Source organism: Tannerella serpentiformis (genome assembly GCF_003033925.1).
Lineage (GTDB): Bacteria > Bacteroidota > Bacteroidia > Bacteroidales > Tannerellaceae > Tannerella > Tannerella serpentiformis.
This window is the reverse complement of sequence record NZ_CP028365.1, coordinates 1,291,804-1,307,775: the sequence shown is the minus strand read 5'-3', so window position 1 is coordinate 1,307,775 and position 15,972 is coordinate 1,291,804. Positions and strand designations below refer to the sequence as shown.

The 15,972-nt window shown below is 59.0% G+C and carries 14 protein-coding genes; 9 read left to right on the top strand and 5 right to left on the bottom strand.

All coding sequences use genetic code 11. The features are described 5' to 3' along the window. Positions 1 to 63 precede the first annotated feature (63 nt). The gene (locus C7123_RS05275; protein ID WP_069176031.1) at positions 64 to 675 is read right to left on the bottom strand and encodes a uracil-DNA glycosylase family protein; all 612 of its coding nucleotides are present in this window, start codon (positions 673 to 675) and stop codon (positions 64 to 66) included. 404 nt (positions 676 to 1,079) lie between these two features. Between C7123_RS05275 and C7123_RS05270 the strand changes: the two genes are divergently transcribed. The 3 genes from C7123_RS05270 (at position 1,080) to C7123_RS05260 (ending at position 6,026) form a co-directional block, all read left to right on the top strand. Further along, on the top strand, positions 1,080 to 1,874 hold the full coding sequence (locus C7123_RS05270) for a thymidylate synthase (RefSeq protein ID WP_069176030.1): 795 nt from the start codon (positions 1,080 to 1,082) through the stop codon (positions 1,872 to 1,874). Between the two features lie 72 nt (positions 1,875 to 1,946). Then, the gene (locus tag C7123_RS05265; protein ID WP_069176029.1) at positions 1,947 to 2,435 is read left to right on the top strand and encodes a dihydrofolate reductase; all 489 of its coding nucleotides are present in this window, start codon (positions 1,947 to 1,949) and stop codon (positions 2,433 to 2,435) included. A 345-nt stretch (positions 2,436 to 2,780) separates the two neighbouring features. After that, positions 2,781 to 6,026: a S41 family peptidase gene (locus tag C7123_RS05260; protein ID WP_069176028.1), complete on the top strand. Its 3,246-nt coding sequence runs from the start codon at positions 2,781 to 2,783 to the stop codon at positions 6,024 to 6,026. Positions 6,027 to 6,291: 265 nt separating this feature from the next. Here the strand turns inward: C7123_RS05260 and C7123_RS13460 are convergent, their stop codons facing one another. Both C7123_RS13460 and C7123_RS05255 read right to left on the bottom strand, forming a co-directional pair. After that, the gene (locus tag C7123_RS13460; RefSeq protein WP_257791031.1) at positions 6,292 to 6,414 is read right to left on the bottom strand and encodes a hypothetical protein; all 123 of its coding nucleotides are present in this window, start codon (positions 6,412 to 6,414) and stop codon (positions 6,292 to 6,294) included. Then, positions 6,407 to 7,438 carry a glycosyltransferase family 2 protein gene (locus C7123_RS05255; protein ID WP_069176027.1) on the bottom strand — a complete coding sequence of 344 codons (1,032 nt, stop codon included), beginning with the start codon at positions 7,436 to 7,438 and terminating at the stop codon, positions 6,407 to 6,409. The genes C7123_RS13460 and C7123_RS05255 overlap by 8 nt, the downstream gene beginning before the upstream one ends. A 549-nt stretch (positions 7,439 to 7,987) precedes the next feature. Here C7123_RS05255 and ychF point away from each other — a divergent pair. From ychF to C7123_RS05225, 6 genes are all read left to right on the top strand, one after another. Next, positions 7,988 to 9,091 carry a redox-regulated ATPase YchF gene (ychF, locus tag C7123_RS05250; protein WP_069176026.1) on the top strand — a complete coding sequence of 368 codons (1,104 nt, stop codon included), beginning with the start codon at positions 7,988 to 7,990 and terminating at the stop codon, positions 9,089 to 9,091. Positions 9,092 to 9,262: 171 nt separating this feature from the next. After that, on the top strand, positions 9,263 to 10,138 hold the full coding sequence (gene ypfJ / locus C7123_RS05245) for a KPN_02809 family neutral zinc metallopeptidase (protein WP_069176025.1): 876 nt from the start codon (positions 9,263 to 9,265) through the stop codon (positions 10,136 to 10,138). Positions 10,139 to 10,155: 17 nt separating this feature from the next. Next, positions 10,156 to 10,794 (top strand): hypothetical protein, encoded by a 639-nt coding sequence (locus C7123_RS05240; RefSeq protein WP_069176024.1) that lies wholly within the window; start codon positions 10,156 to 10,158, stop codon positions 10,792 to 10,794. A gap of 159 nt (positions 10,795 to 10,953) precedes the next feature. After that, the gene (locus C7123_RS05235) at positions 10,954 to 11,679 is read left to right on the top strand and encodes a nitroreductase family protein (RefSeq protein WP_069176023.1); all 726 of its coding nucleotides are present in this window, start codon (positions 10,954 to 10,956) and stop codon (positions 11,677 to 11,679) included. Between the two features lie 97 nt (positions 11,680 to 11,776). Next, positions 11,777 to 12,523 (top strand): MlaE family ABC transporter permease, encoded by a 747-nt coding sequence (locus C7123_RS05230; RefSeq protein ID WP_037997866.1) that lies wholly within the window; start codon positions 11,777 to 11,779, stop codon positions 12,521 to 12,523. Next, entirely contained in the window at positions 12,520 to 13,323 is an 804-nt protein-coding gene (locus C7123_RS05225) for an ABC transporter ATP-binding protein (RefSeq protein WP_037997869.1), read from the top strand. Before C7123_RS05230 ends, C7123_RS05225 begins: the two co-directional genes overlap by 4 nt. 448 nt (positions 13,324 to 13,771) lie before the next feature. Here C7123_RS05225 and trmD read toward each other — a convergent pair whose 3' ends face one another. Further along, a complete protein-coding gene (gene trmD / locus C7123_RS05220; protein WP_037980973.1) occupies positions 13,772 to 14,452 on the bottom strand; it encodes a tRNA (guanosine(37)-N1)-methyltransferase TrmD in 681 nt (226 codons plus the stop codon). A 300-nt stretch (positions 14,453 to 14,752) separates the two neighbouring features. Continuing rightward, positions 14,753 to 15,955, bottom strand: coding sequence for an acetate kinase (locus tag C7123_RS05215; protein ID WP_069176022.1), 1,203 nt, complete (start codon positions 15,953 to 15,955; stop codon positions 14,753 to 14,755). Positions 15,956 to 15,972 lie beyond the last annotated feature (17 nt).

Sequence of the window (15,972 nt, the reverse complement as noted above, 5' to 3'; positions counted from 1 at the left end):
TTGTTTTTGAATGAATTGGCCGCGAAAGTAGAATAAAGCTGGGAGGGGCGACGGGGCCCCTGATTACTCTGTCAGTGCGGCGGAAAGCAGATCGTAGGTCGTTTGATAGGAGAAACTGGGGGCTGAGGGGTGCGTGATGGGGAGGATGCGTGTGGGCTGATCGTCGGCCGTGGCGCTGATCTGGAAGAGGCTGTCCGTGAGCGGTGTCTTGGGGAACGGCAGGCGCTCCCAGAGGCGATAGCCCCAGACGATGATGAGGTCCGGCCGGCAGTCGCGCACCACCTCCCAGAAGGCCGCCTCGCATTCTGTGAACAGCTTTTTTGACGGTGTTTGGCGGGTGTTGGCCATAGGTTCCTGTATGTAATTGTAGAAGGCGGTGTGGCTCCAGAAGTCGGCAATGCCCGCGAAGGAAAGGTTGCCGTTGTAGAAGGCACGGGCAAACTTGGTGTAGGTGCCCATCCAACCTCGGTAGTTCATTCGACTACTGAGATAGTTGAGGTAACGCTGGACGATGTCGCTCGTGAAGTGGCGCAGCTGAGGATAGTCGCGAAAATGGTCGCGGCCTTCGTCGTCATCGTTGATGTAATGGCTCTCGCCGAGGGCGAGGATCTTTTTGCCTTTGTAACCCTGCGGGTAATTGGGGCCGATGTAGGGGGTGAAAAATACGTTGTCCATATGGGTAATGTTGTTTGATGGGGCAAAGGTAAAATCCGCGTTAGATGTAGAAAGTCGCAGGGGTATGGACATAAAAAAAGGTCGGGCTTCACAGTCTGACCTTTCTTCAAATCAACTAAAACAAACAACTATTTATCTATAACCGGCCGGGGGGTTAACCGCCCGACCTTCGAACATAAAACGCTCCCGAATGGTGAAGGTTCATAGGGGAGCCTGTTTTTGGGGTCTTTTAAGGTTTGATCGGCTGAGAAAAAGAGGAATAGAAGGCTGGACAAACGACTTTGGCACGTGGCTGTGACGGGAGTGAATGCCGCCGAGAGGCGTCTCCCCAAGCGCCTTCTATCTGGGCTCACGGCCTTCCCCTTTCTTTGCGCCCTCCGATCATTTATAATAGACACTCCGACATGAAGCAATATTTGGATCTACTCGACGAGGTGCTCCGAGAAGGAACGGCGAAGGAAGACCGCACGGGCACGGGCACCCTCAGTGTGTTCGGCCGGCAGCTGCGGTTCGACCTCGACCAGGGATTCCCGCTGTTGACCACGAAGCAGCTGCATCTGAAATCCATCATCTACGAACTACTCTGGTTCCTCAGCGGCGACACGAACGTGCGTTACCTTCAGGAGCATGGCGTGCGTATCTGGAACGAGTGGGCCGACGATAGCGGCGACTTGGGCCACGTCTACGGCTATCAGTGGCGCTCCTGGCCCGACTACGACGGCGGGTCGATCGATCAGATCGCAACCATCGTGGACGATATCCGCCGCACGCCCGACTCACGCCGGCTCATCGTCAGTGCTTGGAACGTGGCCGACCTGCCGCGCATGAACCTGCCGCCCTGCCACCTACTCTTCCAGTTCTACGTCGCTGACGGGCGCCTCAGCCTACAGCTCTATCAGCGCAGCGCCGACCTCTTTCTCGGTGTGCCGTTCAACATCGCCTCTTACGCCCTGCTGCTACAGATGACGGCGCAGGTTACCGGCCTCCGTCCGGGCGACTTCATCCTCACCCTCGGCGACGCCCACATCTATCGCAACCACCTCGACCAGGTGCGCCTGCAACTCTCCCGCACGCCGCGCCCTCTGCCCCGCATGGAGCTGAACCCCGCGCGCAGCAGCCTCTTCGACTTTCGTTACGACGATTTTCGCCTCGTGGGCTACGATCCCCATCCCCATATCGCCGGAAGTGTCTCCGTCTGAGCGCTCCGACTTCTCCCCCTACGTCCTACTACTTATTCCTACTTGCCCACTACTTCAAACTACATCTCAAAAATGATCACTCTCATTGCCGCTCTTGACGAGCACAACGCCATCGGACTGGGCAACACCCTGCCGTGGCATTTGCCGGCCGATATGAAGCATTTCCGAAGCCTCACCGTGGGCCATACCGTCCTCATGGGCCGTCGCACGTTCGACTCCCTGCCCAAGGGTGCCCTGCCCGACCGCCGCAACGTTGTCCTCACCGCTCAGCCCGACCTTCGATGCCCCGGCTGCCTCATGGTGCACAGCATGGACGAGGCGCTTGAGGTTTGCCGCACCGCGGACGAGGCCTTCATCATCGGCGGCCGCAAGGTCTACCGCCAGTTCCTCCCCGTGGCCGATCGCCTCTGCCTCACACGCGTGCATCACGTCTTCCCCGAGGCCGACGTCTTCTTCCCCGACGTCGATTGGAGTGTCTGGCGCGAGGCGGAGCGCACCGACCACGCCCCCGACGAGCGTAACCCCTACGCGCTCACTTTCGCCACATATCTCCGGCGGTAAAGGCCTCGGCGGGGCTATCTTTTCGCCAGAAACGGCCGCAAACTACTTTTTGGTCGTTTCGGGTGGCCCGAAATGGCTGCAAACCTCTTTTTGGTCATTTCTGGTGACCCGAAACGGCTGCAAACCTCTTTTTAGTCGTTTCGGGTGGCCCGAAATAGCCGCAAACCTCTTTTTGGTCGTTTCGGGTGAAAAGATGCGTGTCCGAACCCCCTAACTACTTCGAACTCCCCCCTGACTCCCTCTAACTACCCTCTAACTACCCTTAGACTACCCTCTAACTACCCTTAGACTACCCTCCAACTACCTCGTCTATCTTTGTCCGCAATCAAATATCAAACACTCAAAATGAAAAAGAGACACCTATGTACTGTGATTTGCGCGGCGCTCGTGGCGGCTGCGCATGGAAAGGCCGACGAGGCGCGCCTCTTGCGCTTCCCGACCACGAATGGCAATGAGATCGTCTTCTCGTATGCCGGTGATTTATACAAAGTGCCCGCTACGGGCGGCGAGGCCCGACGCCTGACGGCGCACCCGGGCTATGAGATGTTTCCGCGCTTTTCGCCCGACGGCCGCACGATCGCCTTCACCGGCCAGTATGACGGCAACACGGAGGTCTACACCATCCCCGCCGACGGCGGCGAGCCGGTGCGCCTGACCTACACCTCGACTAACGCCCGCGACAACCTCGGCGACCGCATGGGGCCGAACAACATCGTCATGGCCTGGACCACGGACGGCGCGCGCATCGTCTATCGCAACCGCATCAGCGACGGCTTCAGCGGCCGACTCCTTACCGTCAGTCGTGACGGCGGACTCTCCGAGGCGATCCCCCTGCCCGAGGGCGGCTTTTGCAGCTACGCACCCGACGGCCGACGCTTGGCTTACAACCGCGTGATGCGTGAGTTCCGCACGTGGAAGTATTACAAAGGCGGCATGGCAGACGACGTCTGGATCTATGATCCGGACAAGAAAACCGTGGAGAACGTGACCCACAACGACGCCCAAGACATCTTCCCCATGTGGGTCGGCGACGAGATCTATTTCCTCTCCGACCGCGACCGCACGATGAACATCTTCGTCTACAACACGACGACGAAGGAGACGAAGAAGGTGACCGACTTCAAGGACTACGACGTCAAGTTCCCCTCCACCAACGGACGGCTGATCGTCTTCGAGAATGGCGGCTACATCTACCGCCTCGACCCGGCCACGAAGCGGGCTGAGAAGGTGCAGATCACGCTGGCGTCGGACAATGTATACGCCCGCAGCGCCATCAAGGACGGCGGCCAATACCTGCGCGGTGCCGGACTCTCGCCGGACGGCAAACGGATCGTGGCCACGGCCCGCGGCGAAATCTTCAACCTGCCCGTAGAGAAGGGCGTGACGAAAAACCTCACCCGTTCGCCCGGCGCACACGACCGCAGCGGCGCCTGGTCGCCCGACGGCAAATACATCGCTTACATCTCCGACGCCACGGGCGAGACGGAGCTGTGGATGCAGCCCGCCGAGGGTGGCGACCCGATTCAGCTGACGAAAAACAACGACACGTATATCCGCAACTTCTCTTGGAGTCCTGACAGCCGTTGGATCGTCTACACCGACCGCAAGAACCGCATCCGCCTCGTCGACGTGGCCACGAAGGCCGTGACCGAGGTGATGCAAGATCCGCGCAAGGAGCCGTCCGACGTCTCCTTCTCGCCCGACAGCCGTTGGCTGGCCTACACCCGCATGGCTGACAACCAGTACGACATCATCTACGTCTATCGCATTGCCGACAAACAGGAGTACGCCGTCACCGATCGCTGGTACGACTCGGGCGAACCGGTCTTTAGCTCCGACGGCCGCTACCTCATCTTCAGCTCCACGCGCGATTTCCAGCCGATCTATGGATCGAAGGAGTGGAACCACGTCTACGGCTACACAAATGGTGTCTATCTGGCGCTCCTGTCGAAGGACACGCCCTCGCCTTTCCTGCAAAAGGATGACGGCGCAAAGGCTGATCGTAAGGTAGAGATCAAGGTGGAAGAGGGCGGCAAGAAGAAAGATGCAGCCGCCGAAAAGAAGTCGGATGCCGTGACCGTAAAGGTGGACGGCGACGGACTGACGCGACGCATCGTGAAACTACCGCTCACCGCTGATGGCTACTACGGCAACTTCTACTCCGACGGCAAGAGGGTCTACTACGCTCGCAAAGGCAATACGTACGTCTTCGACCTAGAGAAACAGAAGGAGGAGACCGTGGCCGAGGGCGCCCAGATGTGGGTGGAGCCAGGCGGCAAGAAGGCCGGCTTCTTCAAGGGGCGTCAGGTGTACGTCACGGACATCCCCACGGGCAAGGCCGACCTGAAGGACGCCGTCAACACGGCGGACATGAAGATCACGACGGACTATCCGAAGGAATGGGCGCAGATCTTCGATGAGTCGTGGCGTGCCTTCCGCGACGGCTTCTATCTCGAGAACATGCACGGCGTGGACTGGAAGGCGATCAAGGCTAAGTATGCCGCCCTGCTGCCCTACGTGAAGAACCGTCAGGACTTGACGTATATCATCGGTGAGATGATCGGCGAGCTGGGTTGCGGTCATGCCTACGTGACGACGGGCGAGATTGACGCCCCGAAGCGCGTGAAGATGGGACTGCTCGGCGCCAAGATCTCGCGCGACAAGAGTGGCTTCTTCCGTATCGAGGAGATCCTGCCGGGCGAGACGTGGGATCCGACGCTCCGCTCGCCGCTTGCTGATCCGGGTATCATCGCCAAAGTGGGCCAGTATATCGTAGCCGTCGACGGTGTCGCGGCCAACACAGTCGGCGACCTTTATGCGTTGCTCGTGGGTAAGGCCAATGTGCCGACGGAGCTTTCGCTCAACGATCGCCCGCAGATGGCCGGTGCACGCCGCGTGGTGATCCGTCCGTTAGAGAACGAGTATCCGCTCTACCATTATCAATGGGTGCAGAACAATATCGCCAAGGTGGACAAGGCTTCGGGCGGTAAGATCGGCTACATCTATATCCCCGACATGGGTCCGGAGGGGCTGAACGAGTTCACGCGCTACTTCTATCCGCAGCTCGACAAAGAGGGGCTCATCATCGACGACCGTGCCAACGGTGGCGGCAACGTCTCGCCGATGATCCTCGAGCGCCTCTCCCGCGAACCGTATCGGATGACGATGCGCCGCGGATCTATCCACAACGGCACCGTGCCCGACGCCGTGCAGGTGGGCCCGAAGGTGTGCCTCATCAATAAGTATTCGGCTTCCGATGGCGACCTCTTCCCGTGGGGCTTCCGCGCCCTGAAGCTGGGCAAGCTGATCGGTACACGCTCGTGGGGTGGCATTGTCGGCATCAGCAGCTCGTTGCCATTCATCGACGGACAAGACCTGCGTGTGCCCTTCTTTACGAGCTACGATATGCAGGGTAATTGGATCATCGAGAACCACGGCGTAGACCCGGATATCCGTGTAGACAACGACCCGATCAAGGAGTGGAACGGCGAAGACGAACAGCTGAACCGCGCCATTGAGGAGGTGATGAACCAGCTCAAGGACCGCAAGCCGCTCCCCAAGACGCCTGCGCCGCGGGTATGGAACAAGTGATCGATCGATGATTAGTGATCCATCATGAAAAGGGCACCTCCGACGCGTCGGGGGTGCCCTTTGTATTTGAATGTAGGTGCAATCATAGAATGATTGTGCCTGTGGGTAGGGGCGTATTGCATACGCCCCACAGACGGCCCCGAAGGGGGCGGATTTGAATGACGATTGAATGGTAATGAAACGGTGTCTGCCCCTGTCGGGGCATTGGTGGGGCGTATGCAATACGCCCCTACCGCGTTACGCGCCTCCGTCCCCCTGCGGGATGTCACAACGACTTGACGTATTCATCGAAGTTGTCGAGGTCCAGTTCTTCTAATTCCACGCCACTCTCAGCCTCTCTCATCGCCGCGAGCGTGGTCTCGTTGGGGTGAAAATCTTGATCATCCATGAGCTTCCGGCATCAATTGATCAAACTGCTTTTGTCCCTTGAAATAAAACGCCGCAAGCAGCGACCTATTCATCTGTTCCGGGATGGGATCGAGGGTGGAGAGGCGGAGGTTCTCGATGCGGACGGGGGTGTACGCCGGGCGCAGGCGGCGGAACTCGCGGCGGGCACGGACGACGGCCAGGGCGTTCTTCGCGTGACCCGTCAGGAGGAAGTGAAGCGCCGCGAAATAGTCCAGCACGCGCCGCAGACGCATCACGCGGGGCAGCTCACGGTCGGGCAGGTTCTTGTAGATCATCAGCAGGTTGTTGCGGAAGTTGAGGAACGTCTTGTAGGGGCTCTCCGTGTGGAGTGTGCCGCCGCCGACGTGGAAGACGACCGACTGGGGCGTGCAGCGCAGCCGATAGCCCCGCGAGCGGAGTCGCCAACAGAGGTCGATCTCCTCTTGGTGAGCGAAGAAGCGCGCGTCTAGCCCGCCCACACGGCGGTAGAGGTCGGTGCGGATGAAGAGGCAGGCGCCCGAGGCCCAAAGGATGTCGGCCGGCGTGTCGTACTGCCCGCGATCCTCCTCCACGACGCTGAGCACACGCCCACGACAGAAGGGATATCCGTAGCGATCGATCCACCCACCGGCCGCCCCGGCATACTCGAAGAACGAGCGGTCGCGGCGGGAGAGTAGCTTGGGTTGCACGGCCGCTACCGAGGCGTCGGCGTCCAGCTCCTCGAGCGGTGCCGTGAGCCAGCCAGGCGTCACCTCCACATCGGTGTTGAGCAGCACCGTGTACTCCGCCGTGGTCTGCTCGATGGCCCGGTTGTAACCCTCGGCAAAGCCATAGTTGCGGTCGAGCAGGATGAGGCGGACACTGGGGAAGCGCTCGCGGAGCATGGCCACAGAGTCGTCCGTCGAACCGTTGTCGGCTACGACCACCTCGGCCACGTCTGGCGGCGTATGCGCCACGACCGACGGCAGAAACTTCTCGAGCAACTTTCGCCCGTTCCAATTCAAAAGGATGACAGATACTTTCATTGATGGGTTCGTAAATGGTGGCGGCAAAAGTAAACCGAGGGGCCAATCTGCGGGGCGGCTGCGGCCGCCTGCGAAGTTTTCTTGGTACCCGGCCAGACTTGGCTGGCGTCCCTGATGGCCTCTATCGAGGCAAGGAAATTTTTCTGGTACCCGGCCAGACTTCGCCGGCGGCCGCAGCCGCCCCGAGGCCTCGGAAACGTTCAGCGACGTGTTTTGAGCCTTCCGAGGCCTCGGAAATGTTCAGCGGCGTGTTTTGGAGCTTTCCGACGCGTCGGAAACGTTCAGCGGCGTGTTTTGGAGCTTTCCGAGGCCTCGGAAACGTTCAGCGGCGTGTTTTGATGCTTTCCGACGCGTCGGAAACGTTCAGCGGCGCGTTTTGACGTTTTCCGACCCCTCGGAAGGAGGGACAAACATTCACGACAAGGTGTTCCCCGCCCATCCCGCCTATCTTTGCCGCCGGTTATCTGGTATATGGATGCGTTGAGAGCGATCCGATACCATGTCTGACTACTACTTACTACTCCGAGATTACTCTAACTACTACTTATAATGGCATTACAGTGTGGAATCGTAGGGCTTCCCAACGTGGGGAAGTCGACCTTGTTTAATTGCTTGTCGAACGCGAAGGCGCAGGCGGCGAACTTTCCTTTTTGTACCATCGAACCCAACGTGGGCGTCATCACCGTGCCCGACGAGCGGCTCACACGGCTGGCCGAGCTGGTCTACCCCGCGCGCATCGTGCCCACGACGGTCGAGATTGTCGACATCGCGGGCCTCGTGAAGGGCGCCAGCCGGGGCGAAGGCTTGGGGAATAAGTTCCTGGCCAATATCCGCGAGACGGACGCCATCCTGCACGTGTTGCGCTGTTTCGACGACGCGAACGTGGTGCACGTGGACGGCAGTGTTGACCCCGTGCGCGACAAGGAGATCATCGACGCCGAGCTGCAGATCCGTGACCTGGAGACGATCGAGAGCCGTATCGCCAAGGTGCAGAAGCAGGCACAGACGGGTGGCGACAAGCAGGCAGCGTTGGCCTACGGCGTGCTGGCACGCTACAAGGAGGCGCTCGAACAGGGTCGGAACGCCCGCTCGGTGACGTTCGATACGAAGGACGAGCAACGCGTGGCTCGCGATCTCTTCCTGCTGACCAACAAACCCGTGCTCTACGTCTGCAATGTGGATGAGGCCAGCGCCGCATCGGGTAACGCCTATGTGGAGCAGGTGCGCGAGGCCATCAAGGACGAAGGCGCGGAGCTGCTCGTCGTGGCGGCTAAGATCGAGAGTGAGATCGCGGAGCTGGACACCTACGAGGAGCGGCAGATGTTCCTCGCCGAGGCCGGCCTCGAGGAGTCGGGTGTGAACCGGCTGATCAAGACCGCTTATCGCCTGCTGGACCTCGAGACCTTCCTCACCGCCGGGCCGGACGAGGTGCGCGCTTGGACCTATCGCCGTGGCAGCAAGGCACCCCAATGCGCGGGCGTGATCCATACTGACTTTGAGAAGGGATTCATCCGTGCGGAGGTGATCAAGTACGACGACTTTATTCAGTACGGCTCTGAGTCGGCCGTCAAGGAGGCCGGCCGTATGCACGTCGAGGGCAAAGAGTATGTCGTGCAAGACGGAGACATCATGCATTATCGATTCAATGTGTAATCAAGGCCGTGGGCCTCGGGGTCGTTTCGGAGCGTTCGCTTCGGGTAGGTTATAGGCGCTGTGCGTCTGGTAGTCATCGGGGCTTTCGTCCCACAGGTAGTAAAAGGCATACCCTACTACCTCTAACTACCCACTACTACTTCAAACTCTCCCCTAACTACTTATCCAATTATGCGTTTAGACGGAAGAAGAGAAAGCACGAATGTGGAAGACCGACGCAGTGGCGGCGGCATGTCGGGCGGCGGTAAGGCGTCGCTCGGCATTGGCGGCATGATCATCGTGGCGCTGCTGACGTGGGTCATGGGCGGCAATCCGCTCGAGGTGTTGCAAGGCGGTGTCGGCGGCAGTGAGGCCGACGATGCGTCGCCACAGAAGGAATATGTGCAGAGCGAAGAAGAGGCTGCACTTTTCAGCTTTACGAAGAAAGTCTTCGCCAGCACGGAGGACGTGTGGACGGAGCTTTTCAAGGCCGAAGGCTTGGAATATACCCAGCCGAAGATGGTGATCTACCGCAACTCTACGCGCTCGGGCTGCGGACAAGCCTCGTCGTCCACGGGACCCTTCTACTGCCCCGCTGATCAGACGGTGTATATCGATCTCTCGTTCTTCGACGAGATGGAGCGGAGCTTGGGCGCCGGCGGCGACTTTGCCTATGCCTACGTCATCGCTCACGAGGTCGGCCACCACGTCCAATACCTCCTCGGTAACATTGAGCGTGTCAATCGCGAGACGGCGCGTCTCGGCAAGAAGGAGGGCAACCGCCTCAGCGTCCGGTTAGAGCTTCAGGCCGACTATTTGGCGGGCGTCTGGGCCAATCACGAGAACGAACGCTGGAAGTCGCTCCAGGACGGCGACTTGGAGGAGGCCATCAACGCTGCCTCGCAGGTGGGTGACGACCGACTGCAAAAGGCGGCCGGAGGATCCGTCGTCCCCGACGCCTTCACGCACGGTACCTCCGCGCAGCGCATGCGTTGGCTCAAGCGCGGCTACCAGTCCGGCAAGCTCAGGGGCGGCGACACGTTCTCGGTCCCCTATGACGAACTCTAATCATACAACGATCAGCAATGAATAAGCTCTTACTGCTTACACTGGCTGCGCTCGCCCTACTGACAGGGTGCAGCGAACGCAAAGCCGAGCAGGCTCCAGCCGCGACGCCGAACGAACCCGTGATGGTTCCCAGTAACGAACCCGAACCCGGACCTGTCGTCATGGAGTTCGACAAGACGCAGCTGCGGCGAGAGATCACCATCGCCGTGTTGTCCATCCAGTCCATCCGTGACGCTTGGGAGCTTGTCGAGGCCATGACTCAAGGCGGCAAGCGCAAGTCAAAGCACTTGGTGGAGATGATGGACGCCCTGCCGGACTTTAGCAAAGGCGACCTCTCGGGCAGCGGCAGCGATTGCAGCCTCACGGAGATCCGTCGCCTGATCGAGAGCGGGCAGACGCGCGCGGCGTCGGTCAAGTGGCGCAGCCGACTCCTCTACATGGCCTCGCAGGTCAAGGACTACGCCATCCCCGACGCACTCAGTGGCTCGGTGAAGGTCGGAGAAGACACCTACGTCTATGAATGTGACTCTACCGGTCGTGTGTTCCATCTTACCGACGATGAGGGCTTCAACGATTTCGTTTCGAACGGTGAGCGAGAGGTGCCTCAATCGTTTTACAACTTAGCCAAGACAGTGATGAGCGAGAGTGCCGAATAAGGGCTCTTCGCTTGTCTTTACTCCTTCTTTTCTTGTCTTGACACAAGAAAAGAAGCAAAAGAAAGTCAAGGCGCCAAGGGGCGCCGGCCAACTCGGCCAGGTACGTGCCAAGCAATTGATCCTCTACCACTTTTAGTTTTTCGCTTTTCCATTTCCCCCATGACATTAGAAGAAATCCTCCGCACCCGTCGAGCGGTGCGTCGTTACACAGACGAGGCGATCGATGCCGATACGGTGCGCCACTGCATCGACCTGGCACGCCTGGCTCCCACCAGCTCCAACATGCAACTCTGGGAGTGTTATCACGTCACCGACCCGGACACGATCCGCCGTTTGGTGCCCGCATGTTTAGATCAGACGGCCGTGTCGACGGCGCAGCAGCTTGTCGTCTTCGTCACCCGACGCGATTTGTTCCGCCGCCGTGCCGCCGCGGCACTGGCCTTTGAACGGGGCAACGTAGCGCGTAACAGTCCTGCCGACAGACAGGCTCATCGCACGAAGCGTTGGGAGTTGTATTACCAGCGCGTGATGCCTTTCCTCTACGGCAACGCGTTCGGGCTGCTCGGCCTGCTGCGTAAGACGATCCTCATGGCCGTCGGCCTCTTCCGCCCGATCACGCGGCAAGTCTCGGAAGCCGATATGCGCGTGGTGGTGCATAAGAGTTGTGCGCTGGTCGTGCAAACGTTCATGCTGGCCATGACCGACGCGGGCTATGACACGTGTCCGCTCGAGGGCTTCGACAGCCTACGGGTGAAGCGCATCCTCCGCCTGCCACGCCGTGCTGAGGTCAATATGATCATCAGCTGCGGCATCCGCGACGAAGGGCGTGGCGTCTGGGGCGAACGGTTCCGTGTGCCAATGGAAGAGATTTATCATCGGATATAATAGTTGTAGGGGCGTATTGCATACGCCCCCTGCACGTACCATTACACAATCCGGGGCGTATGCTTTTGTGCCCCTACAAACATTCCCCTCTCAAAATATGATCAAGGCATTACAACAGGTAGGCGAATACGTCCTACTGATGCGCAAAGCGCTCACTCCGCCCACGCGTTGGAGCATGTTCTTCAAGCAGCTTGTGCGCGAGATCTACAAGCTCGGCGTCGACTCGATTTGGATCGTGGTCATTATCTCGATCTTCATCGGCACGGTGATCGCGATACAGATCTCGCTCAACATCAGCTCACCGCTCATCCCCAAATTTACGATCGGCTACACCACGCGCGAGATCATCCTGCTGGAGTTCTCCTCGTCCATCATGTGTCTTATTCTGGCCGGTAAGGTGGGCAGCAATATCACGTCCGAGATTGGCACGATGCGCGTCACGGAGCAGATCGACGCGATGGAGATCATGGGCGTCAATTCGGCCAACTTCCTGATCATGCCTAAGATCACGGGCATGATGCTGTTCATCCCCGTGCTCGTCTTCTTTAGCATGACGACGGGCATTCTGGGCGGTGTCTTCGCCAGCCACGTCGTCTCGGGCATGACGCCGGCGTCGTTCGAGTTCGGGCTTCAGTACTACTTCAACCCGTTCTACATCTGGTACTCCGTCATCAAGTCCGTCGTCTACGCCTTCCTCATCTCGTCGATCTCCTCCTACTTCGGCTACAACGTCAAGGGCGGCTCTTTAGAGGTGGGTAAGGCCAGTACGAACGCCATTGTGATCAGCAGCGTCATGATCCTGTTGGCCGACGTGATCCTCACTCAAATCATGCTTACGAAATGATCGAAATAGAACATCTGGTCAAGTCGTTCGACGGGCGCGTGATCCTGAACGACATCAGCGCCGTCTTCGAGACGGGCAAGACGAACCTCATCATCGGCCGAAGCGGCTCGGGCAAGACGGTGACGGTGAAGAGTATCATCGGGCTGGTGAAGCCGGAACGCGGGCGCGTGCTCTACGACGGGCGCGACCTGCTGTCGATGAACAAGTCGGAGCTGAAGCACCTGCGCCGCGAGACGGGCGTGCTGTTTCAAGGCTCGGCGCTGTTTGACAGCATGACGGTGCTCGAGAATGTGCTCTTCCCGCTCGACATGTTCTCGCGCGAGACGGCTCGCGAGCGTGAGCGCCGCGCCCTCAGTTGCCTCGAGCGTGTGGAGATCAGTCATGCCCGCGACCTCTACCCCTCGGAGATCAGTGGCGGTATGATGAAGCGTGCCGCCATCGCGCGGGCCATCGCCTTGCAACCGAAATACCTGCTTTGCGACGAGCCCAACTCGGGCCTCGACCCGAAGACGTCGCTCGTGATCGATCGCCTCATCCACAGCATCACTCAGGAGTACAACATGACGACGATCATCAACACGCACGACATGAATTCGGTGATGAACATCGGCGAAAACATCATCTTCATCAGCGAGGGCCGGAAGGAGTGGCAGGGCACGAAGGAGCAAGTGATCTCGTCCGGCAACAAGGCACTGAACGATTTCATCTTTGCCTCCGACCTGCTCCGCAAGGCCAGCGAGCTACAGGAACTGGAGGAGGAGACGGGCGTCATGCCCACGCGTAAGTTCCCGCCGGAGTGATCGCGGGGAACGAAAAACGAAAAGGGCACCTCCGACATGCGTTGTCAGGGGTGCCCTTTTTATGGGGTATCTATCGAAACACATTCAGCCGAGAGGGTGTGGCTTGTCTGTAAATCCAAGAACAGGTGTTGTTTTCCTATCAAAAAGCGTTTTCAAGGCCAATACAGCTTCTGCATACCTATCAAAAAGCGTTTTCAGGGCCGATACAGCTGCTGCATACCTATCAAAAAGCGCTTTTAAGGCCGATTCAACTATTGTATCGGGGTTGAAAAGTGCTTTTAAGTGCCTCGACAACTATTGTATTGGGGTTGAAAAGTGCTTTTAAGTGCCTCGACAACTATTGAATTGGGGTTGAAAAGCGCTTTTAAGTGCCTCGACAACTATTGTATTGGGGTTGAAAAGCGCTTTTAGGTGCCGCGACAACTATTGTATTGGGGGGGCTATCGACTTACTCCTCTCTGAGCAAGTCTGGCCGCAGTCGCTCGGTGCGTTCCTGGGCCTGCTGGAGGCGCCACTCGGCGATGCGTCGCTCGTGACCCGAGAGGAGGACGTCCGGCACTCGCCAACCCTTGTATTCGGCCGGTCGGGTGTAGACGGGCGGGGCCAAGAGGCCGTCCTGAAACGAGTCGGAGAGGGCGCTCTGCTCGTCGCCGATCACGCCCGGGATGAGGCGCACGGTGGCGTCGGCGATGATGGCTGCGGCCAGCTCGCCGCCCGTCAGCACATAGTCGCCGACGGAGATCTCGAGCGTGATGAGGTGTTCGCGGATGCGGTAATCGACGCCCTTGTAGTGTCCGCAGAGGATGATGAGGTTCTGGAGCAGCGAGAGGCGGTTAGCCATTGGCTGGTCGAAGCGCTGGCCGTCGGGCGAGGTGTAGATCACCTCGTCGTATGTGCGCTCGGCTTGCAGGGCCGAGATGGCACGGTCGACCGGCTCGATCTGCATCACCATGCCAGCCTCGCCGCCGAAGGGATAATCGTCCGTGCGTCGCCACTTGTTCGTCGTGTAGTCGCGCAGGTTGTGGAGGTAGATCTCGGCCAGTCCGCGGTCTTGCGCTCGGCGGAGGATGGAGCAGTTCAGGCAGCCATCGATCATCTCCGGCAGCACAGTGAGAATGTCTATTCGCATGAAGGCTATGATTCGTTGTTAATGACTAATTGTTATGAGAAGCGGAACCTTTTCCAGCGCATCTTTTCGCCCGAAACGGCTGAAAAGAGGTTTTCGGCCATTTCGGGTCACCAGAAATGACCAAAAAGTAGTTTTCGACCATTTCGGGTCACCGGAAACGACCCCAAAGAGGTTTTCGGCCATTTCGGGTCACCAGAAACGACTGTATAGAAACGAGGCTGCCGACGGAAGGTGAGTTTTGGGGGATCCTCACTCCCGTCGGCAGCACGAATAAATCAATCGAATGTCACCCCTCAGAGGCTACTTCCCCTTCAAGATTTCACACGTATCCGAGGCGATCATATACTCCTCGTCCGTAGGCACGACGAGCACCTTCACGCGGCTGCTGGGTTTGCTGAGCACCATCTCACGACCGCGTACGCCACGGTTCTTCTCTGCGTCAAACTCGAGGCCGAGGAACTCCATGTCGCGGCAGACCACCTCGCGCGTCGAGTCTTGATTCTCGCCCACGCCACCGGTGAAGACCAGAATGTCGAGCCCGCCCAAGGCCGCAGCGTAAGCGCCGATGTACTTCTTGATCCGGTAGTCGTAGATGGCCAGAGCCAGCGCTGCGCGCTTGTTACCGGATTCGATGGCGCCTTCGATGTCACGCATGTCTGACGAGATTTCCGAGAAGCCCGCCATGCCGCTTTTTTTGTTCAGCAGCTCGGCCAGTCCGTCGGCGTCGAGGTTCTCCTTGTGCATGATGAAAGGCAGTGCACCCGGATCGACGTCACCGCTGCGGGTGCCCATCATCAGTCCCTCGGTCGGGGTCATACCCATCGAGGTGTCGATCGACTTGCCGCCCTTGATGGCCGTGATGGAGGCGCCGTTACCGATGTGTGCGGTGATGATGCGCTGCGATTCGTAAGGCACGCCGAGGATCTCGCATGCGCGGCGCGACACGTAGCGATGGCTTGTGCCGTGGAAGCCGTAGCGGCGCACACCGTAGTCCTTATATATGCGGTAGGGCAGGGCGTAGAGGTAGGCGTAGTCGGGCATGGTCTGGTGGAACGCCGTGTCGAAGACGGCCACCTGGGGTGTGCCCGGCATGATCTTCTCGATCGCCTCGATACCCTTCAGGTTGGCTGGGTTATGGAGCGGTGCCAACGGGGTGCACTCCTTGACCTTCTCCAACAGCTCTTTGGTGATGAGCACGCTGGAGGCGAATTTCTCCGCACCGTGCACTACGCGATGGCCGACGGCGTCGATGTCCTTGAAGTTCTTCAGGCAGCCATACTTGGCGTCGGTCAGGGTGTCGAGGATGAAGGCGATGCCCACCGTATGGTCGGGGATGGCCTTTTCGAGGATCACCTTCTCGCCGTTCTTGTCGGTAAACTTGAGGAACGAATCCGGGAGGCCTACTTTCTCGATGCCGCCCTGTGCCATCACCTCGCCCGAGGTCATGTCGAAGAGTTTGTACTTGATGGAGCTGCTGCCGCAGTTCAATACCAATGTTTTCATAATCCTGAGGTCTCCTT

Excerpts from the sequence above, each read along its gene's own strand:
- C7123_RS05215 (WP_069176022.1), bottom strand. The coding sequence starts at position 15,955 with ATGAAAACATTGGTATTGAACTGCGGCAGCAGCTCCATCAAGTACAAA.
- C7123_RS05260 (WP_069176028.1), top strand. The coding sequence starts at position 2,781 with ATGAAAAAGAGACACCTATGTACTGTGATTTGCGCGGCGCTCGTGGCG.
- C7123_RS05275 (WP_069176031.1), bottom strand. The coding sequence starts at position 675 with ATGGACAACGTATTTTTCACCCCCTACATCGGCCCCAATTACCCGCAG.
- C7123_RS05225 (WP_037997869.1), top strand. The coding sequence starts at position 12,520 with ATGATCGAAATAGAACATCTGGTCAAGTCGTTCGACGGGCGCGTGATC.
- ychF (WP_069176026.1), top strand. The coding sequence starts at position 7,988 with ATGGCATTACAGTGTGGAATCGTAGGGCTTCCCAACGTGGGGAAGTCG.
- C7123_RS05270 (WP_069176030.1), top strand. The coding sequence starts at position 1,080 with ATGAAGCAATATTTGGATCTACTCGACGAGGTGCTCCGAGAAGGAACG.
- C7123_RS05240 (WP_069176024.1), top strand. The coding sequence starts at position 10,156 with ATGAATAAGCTCTTACTGCTTACACTGGCTGCGCTCGCCCTACTGACA.
- ypfJ (WP_069176025.1), top strand. The coding sequence starts at position 9,263 with ATGCGTTTAGACGGAAGAAGAGAAAGCACGAATGTGGAAGACCGACGC.
- C7123_RS05265 (WP_069176029.1), top strand. The coding sequence starts at position 1,947 with ATGATCACTCTCATTGCCGCTCTTGACGAGCACAACGCCATCGGACTG.
- C7123_RS05230 (WP_037997866.1), top strand. The coding sequence starts at position 11,777 with ATGATCAAGGCATTACAACAGGTAGGCGAATACGTCCTACTGATGCGC.
- C7123_RS05235 (WP_069176023.1), top strand. The coding sequence starts at position 10,954 with ATGACATTAGAAGAAATCCTCCGCACCCGTCGAGCGGTGCGTCGTTAC.
- C7123_RS05255 (WP_069176027.1), bottom strand. The coding sequence starts at position 7,438 with ATGAAAGTATCTGTCATCCTTTTGAATTGGAACGGGCGAAAGTTGCTC.
- C7123_RS13460 (WP_257791031.1), bottom strand. The coding sequence starts at position 6,414 with ATGGATGATCAAGATTTTCACCCCAACGAGACCACGCTCGCGGCGATG.
- trmD (WP_037980973.1), bottom strand. The coding sequence starts at position 14,452 with ATGCGAATAGACATTCTCACTGTGCTGCCGGAGATGATCGATGGCTGC.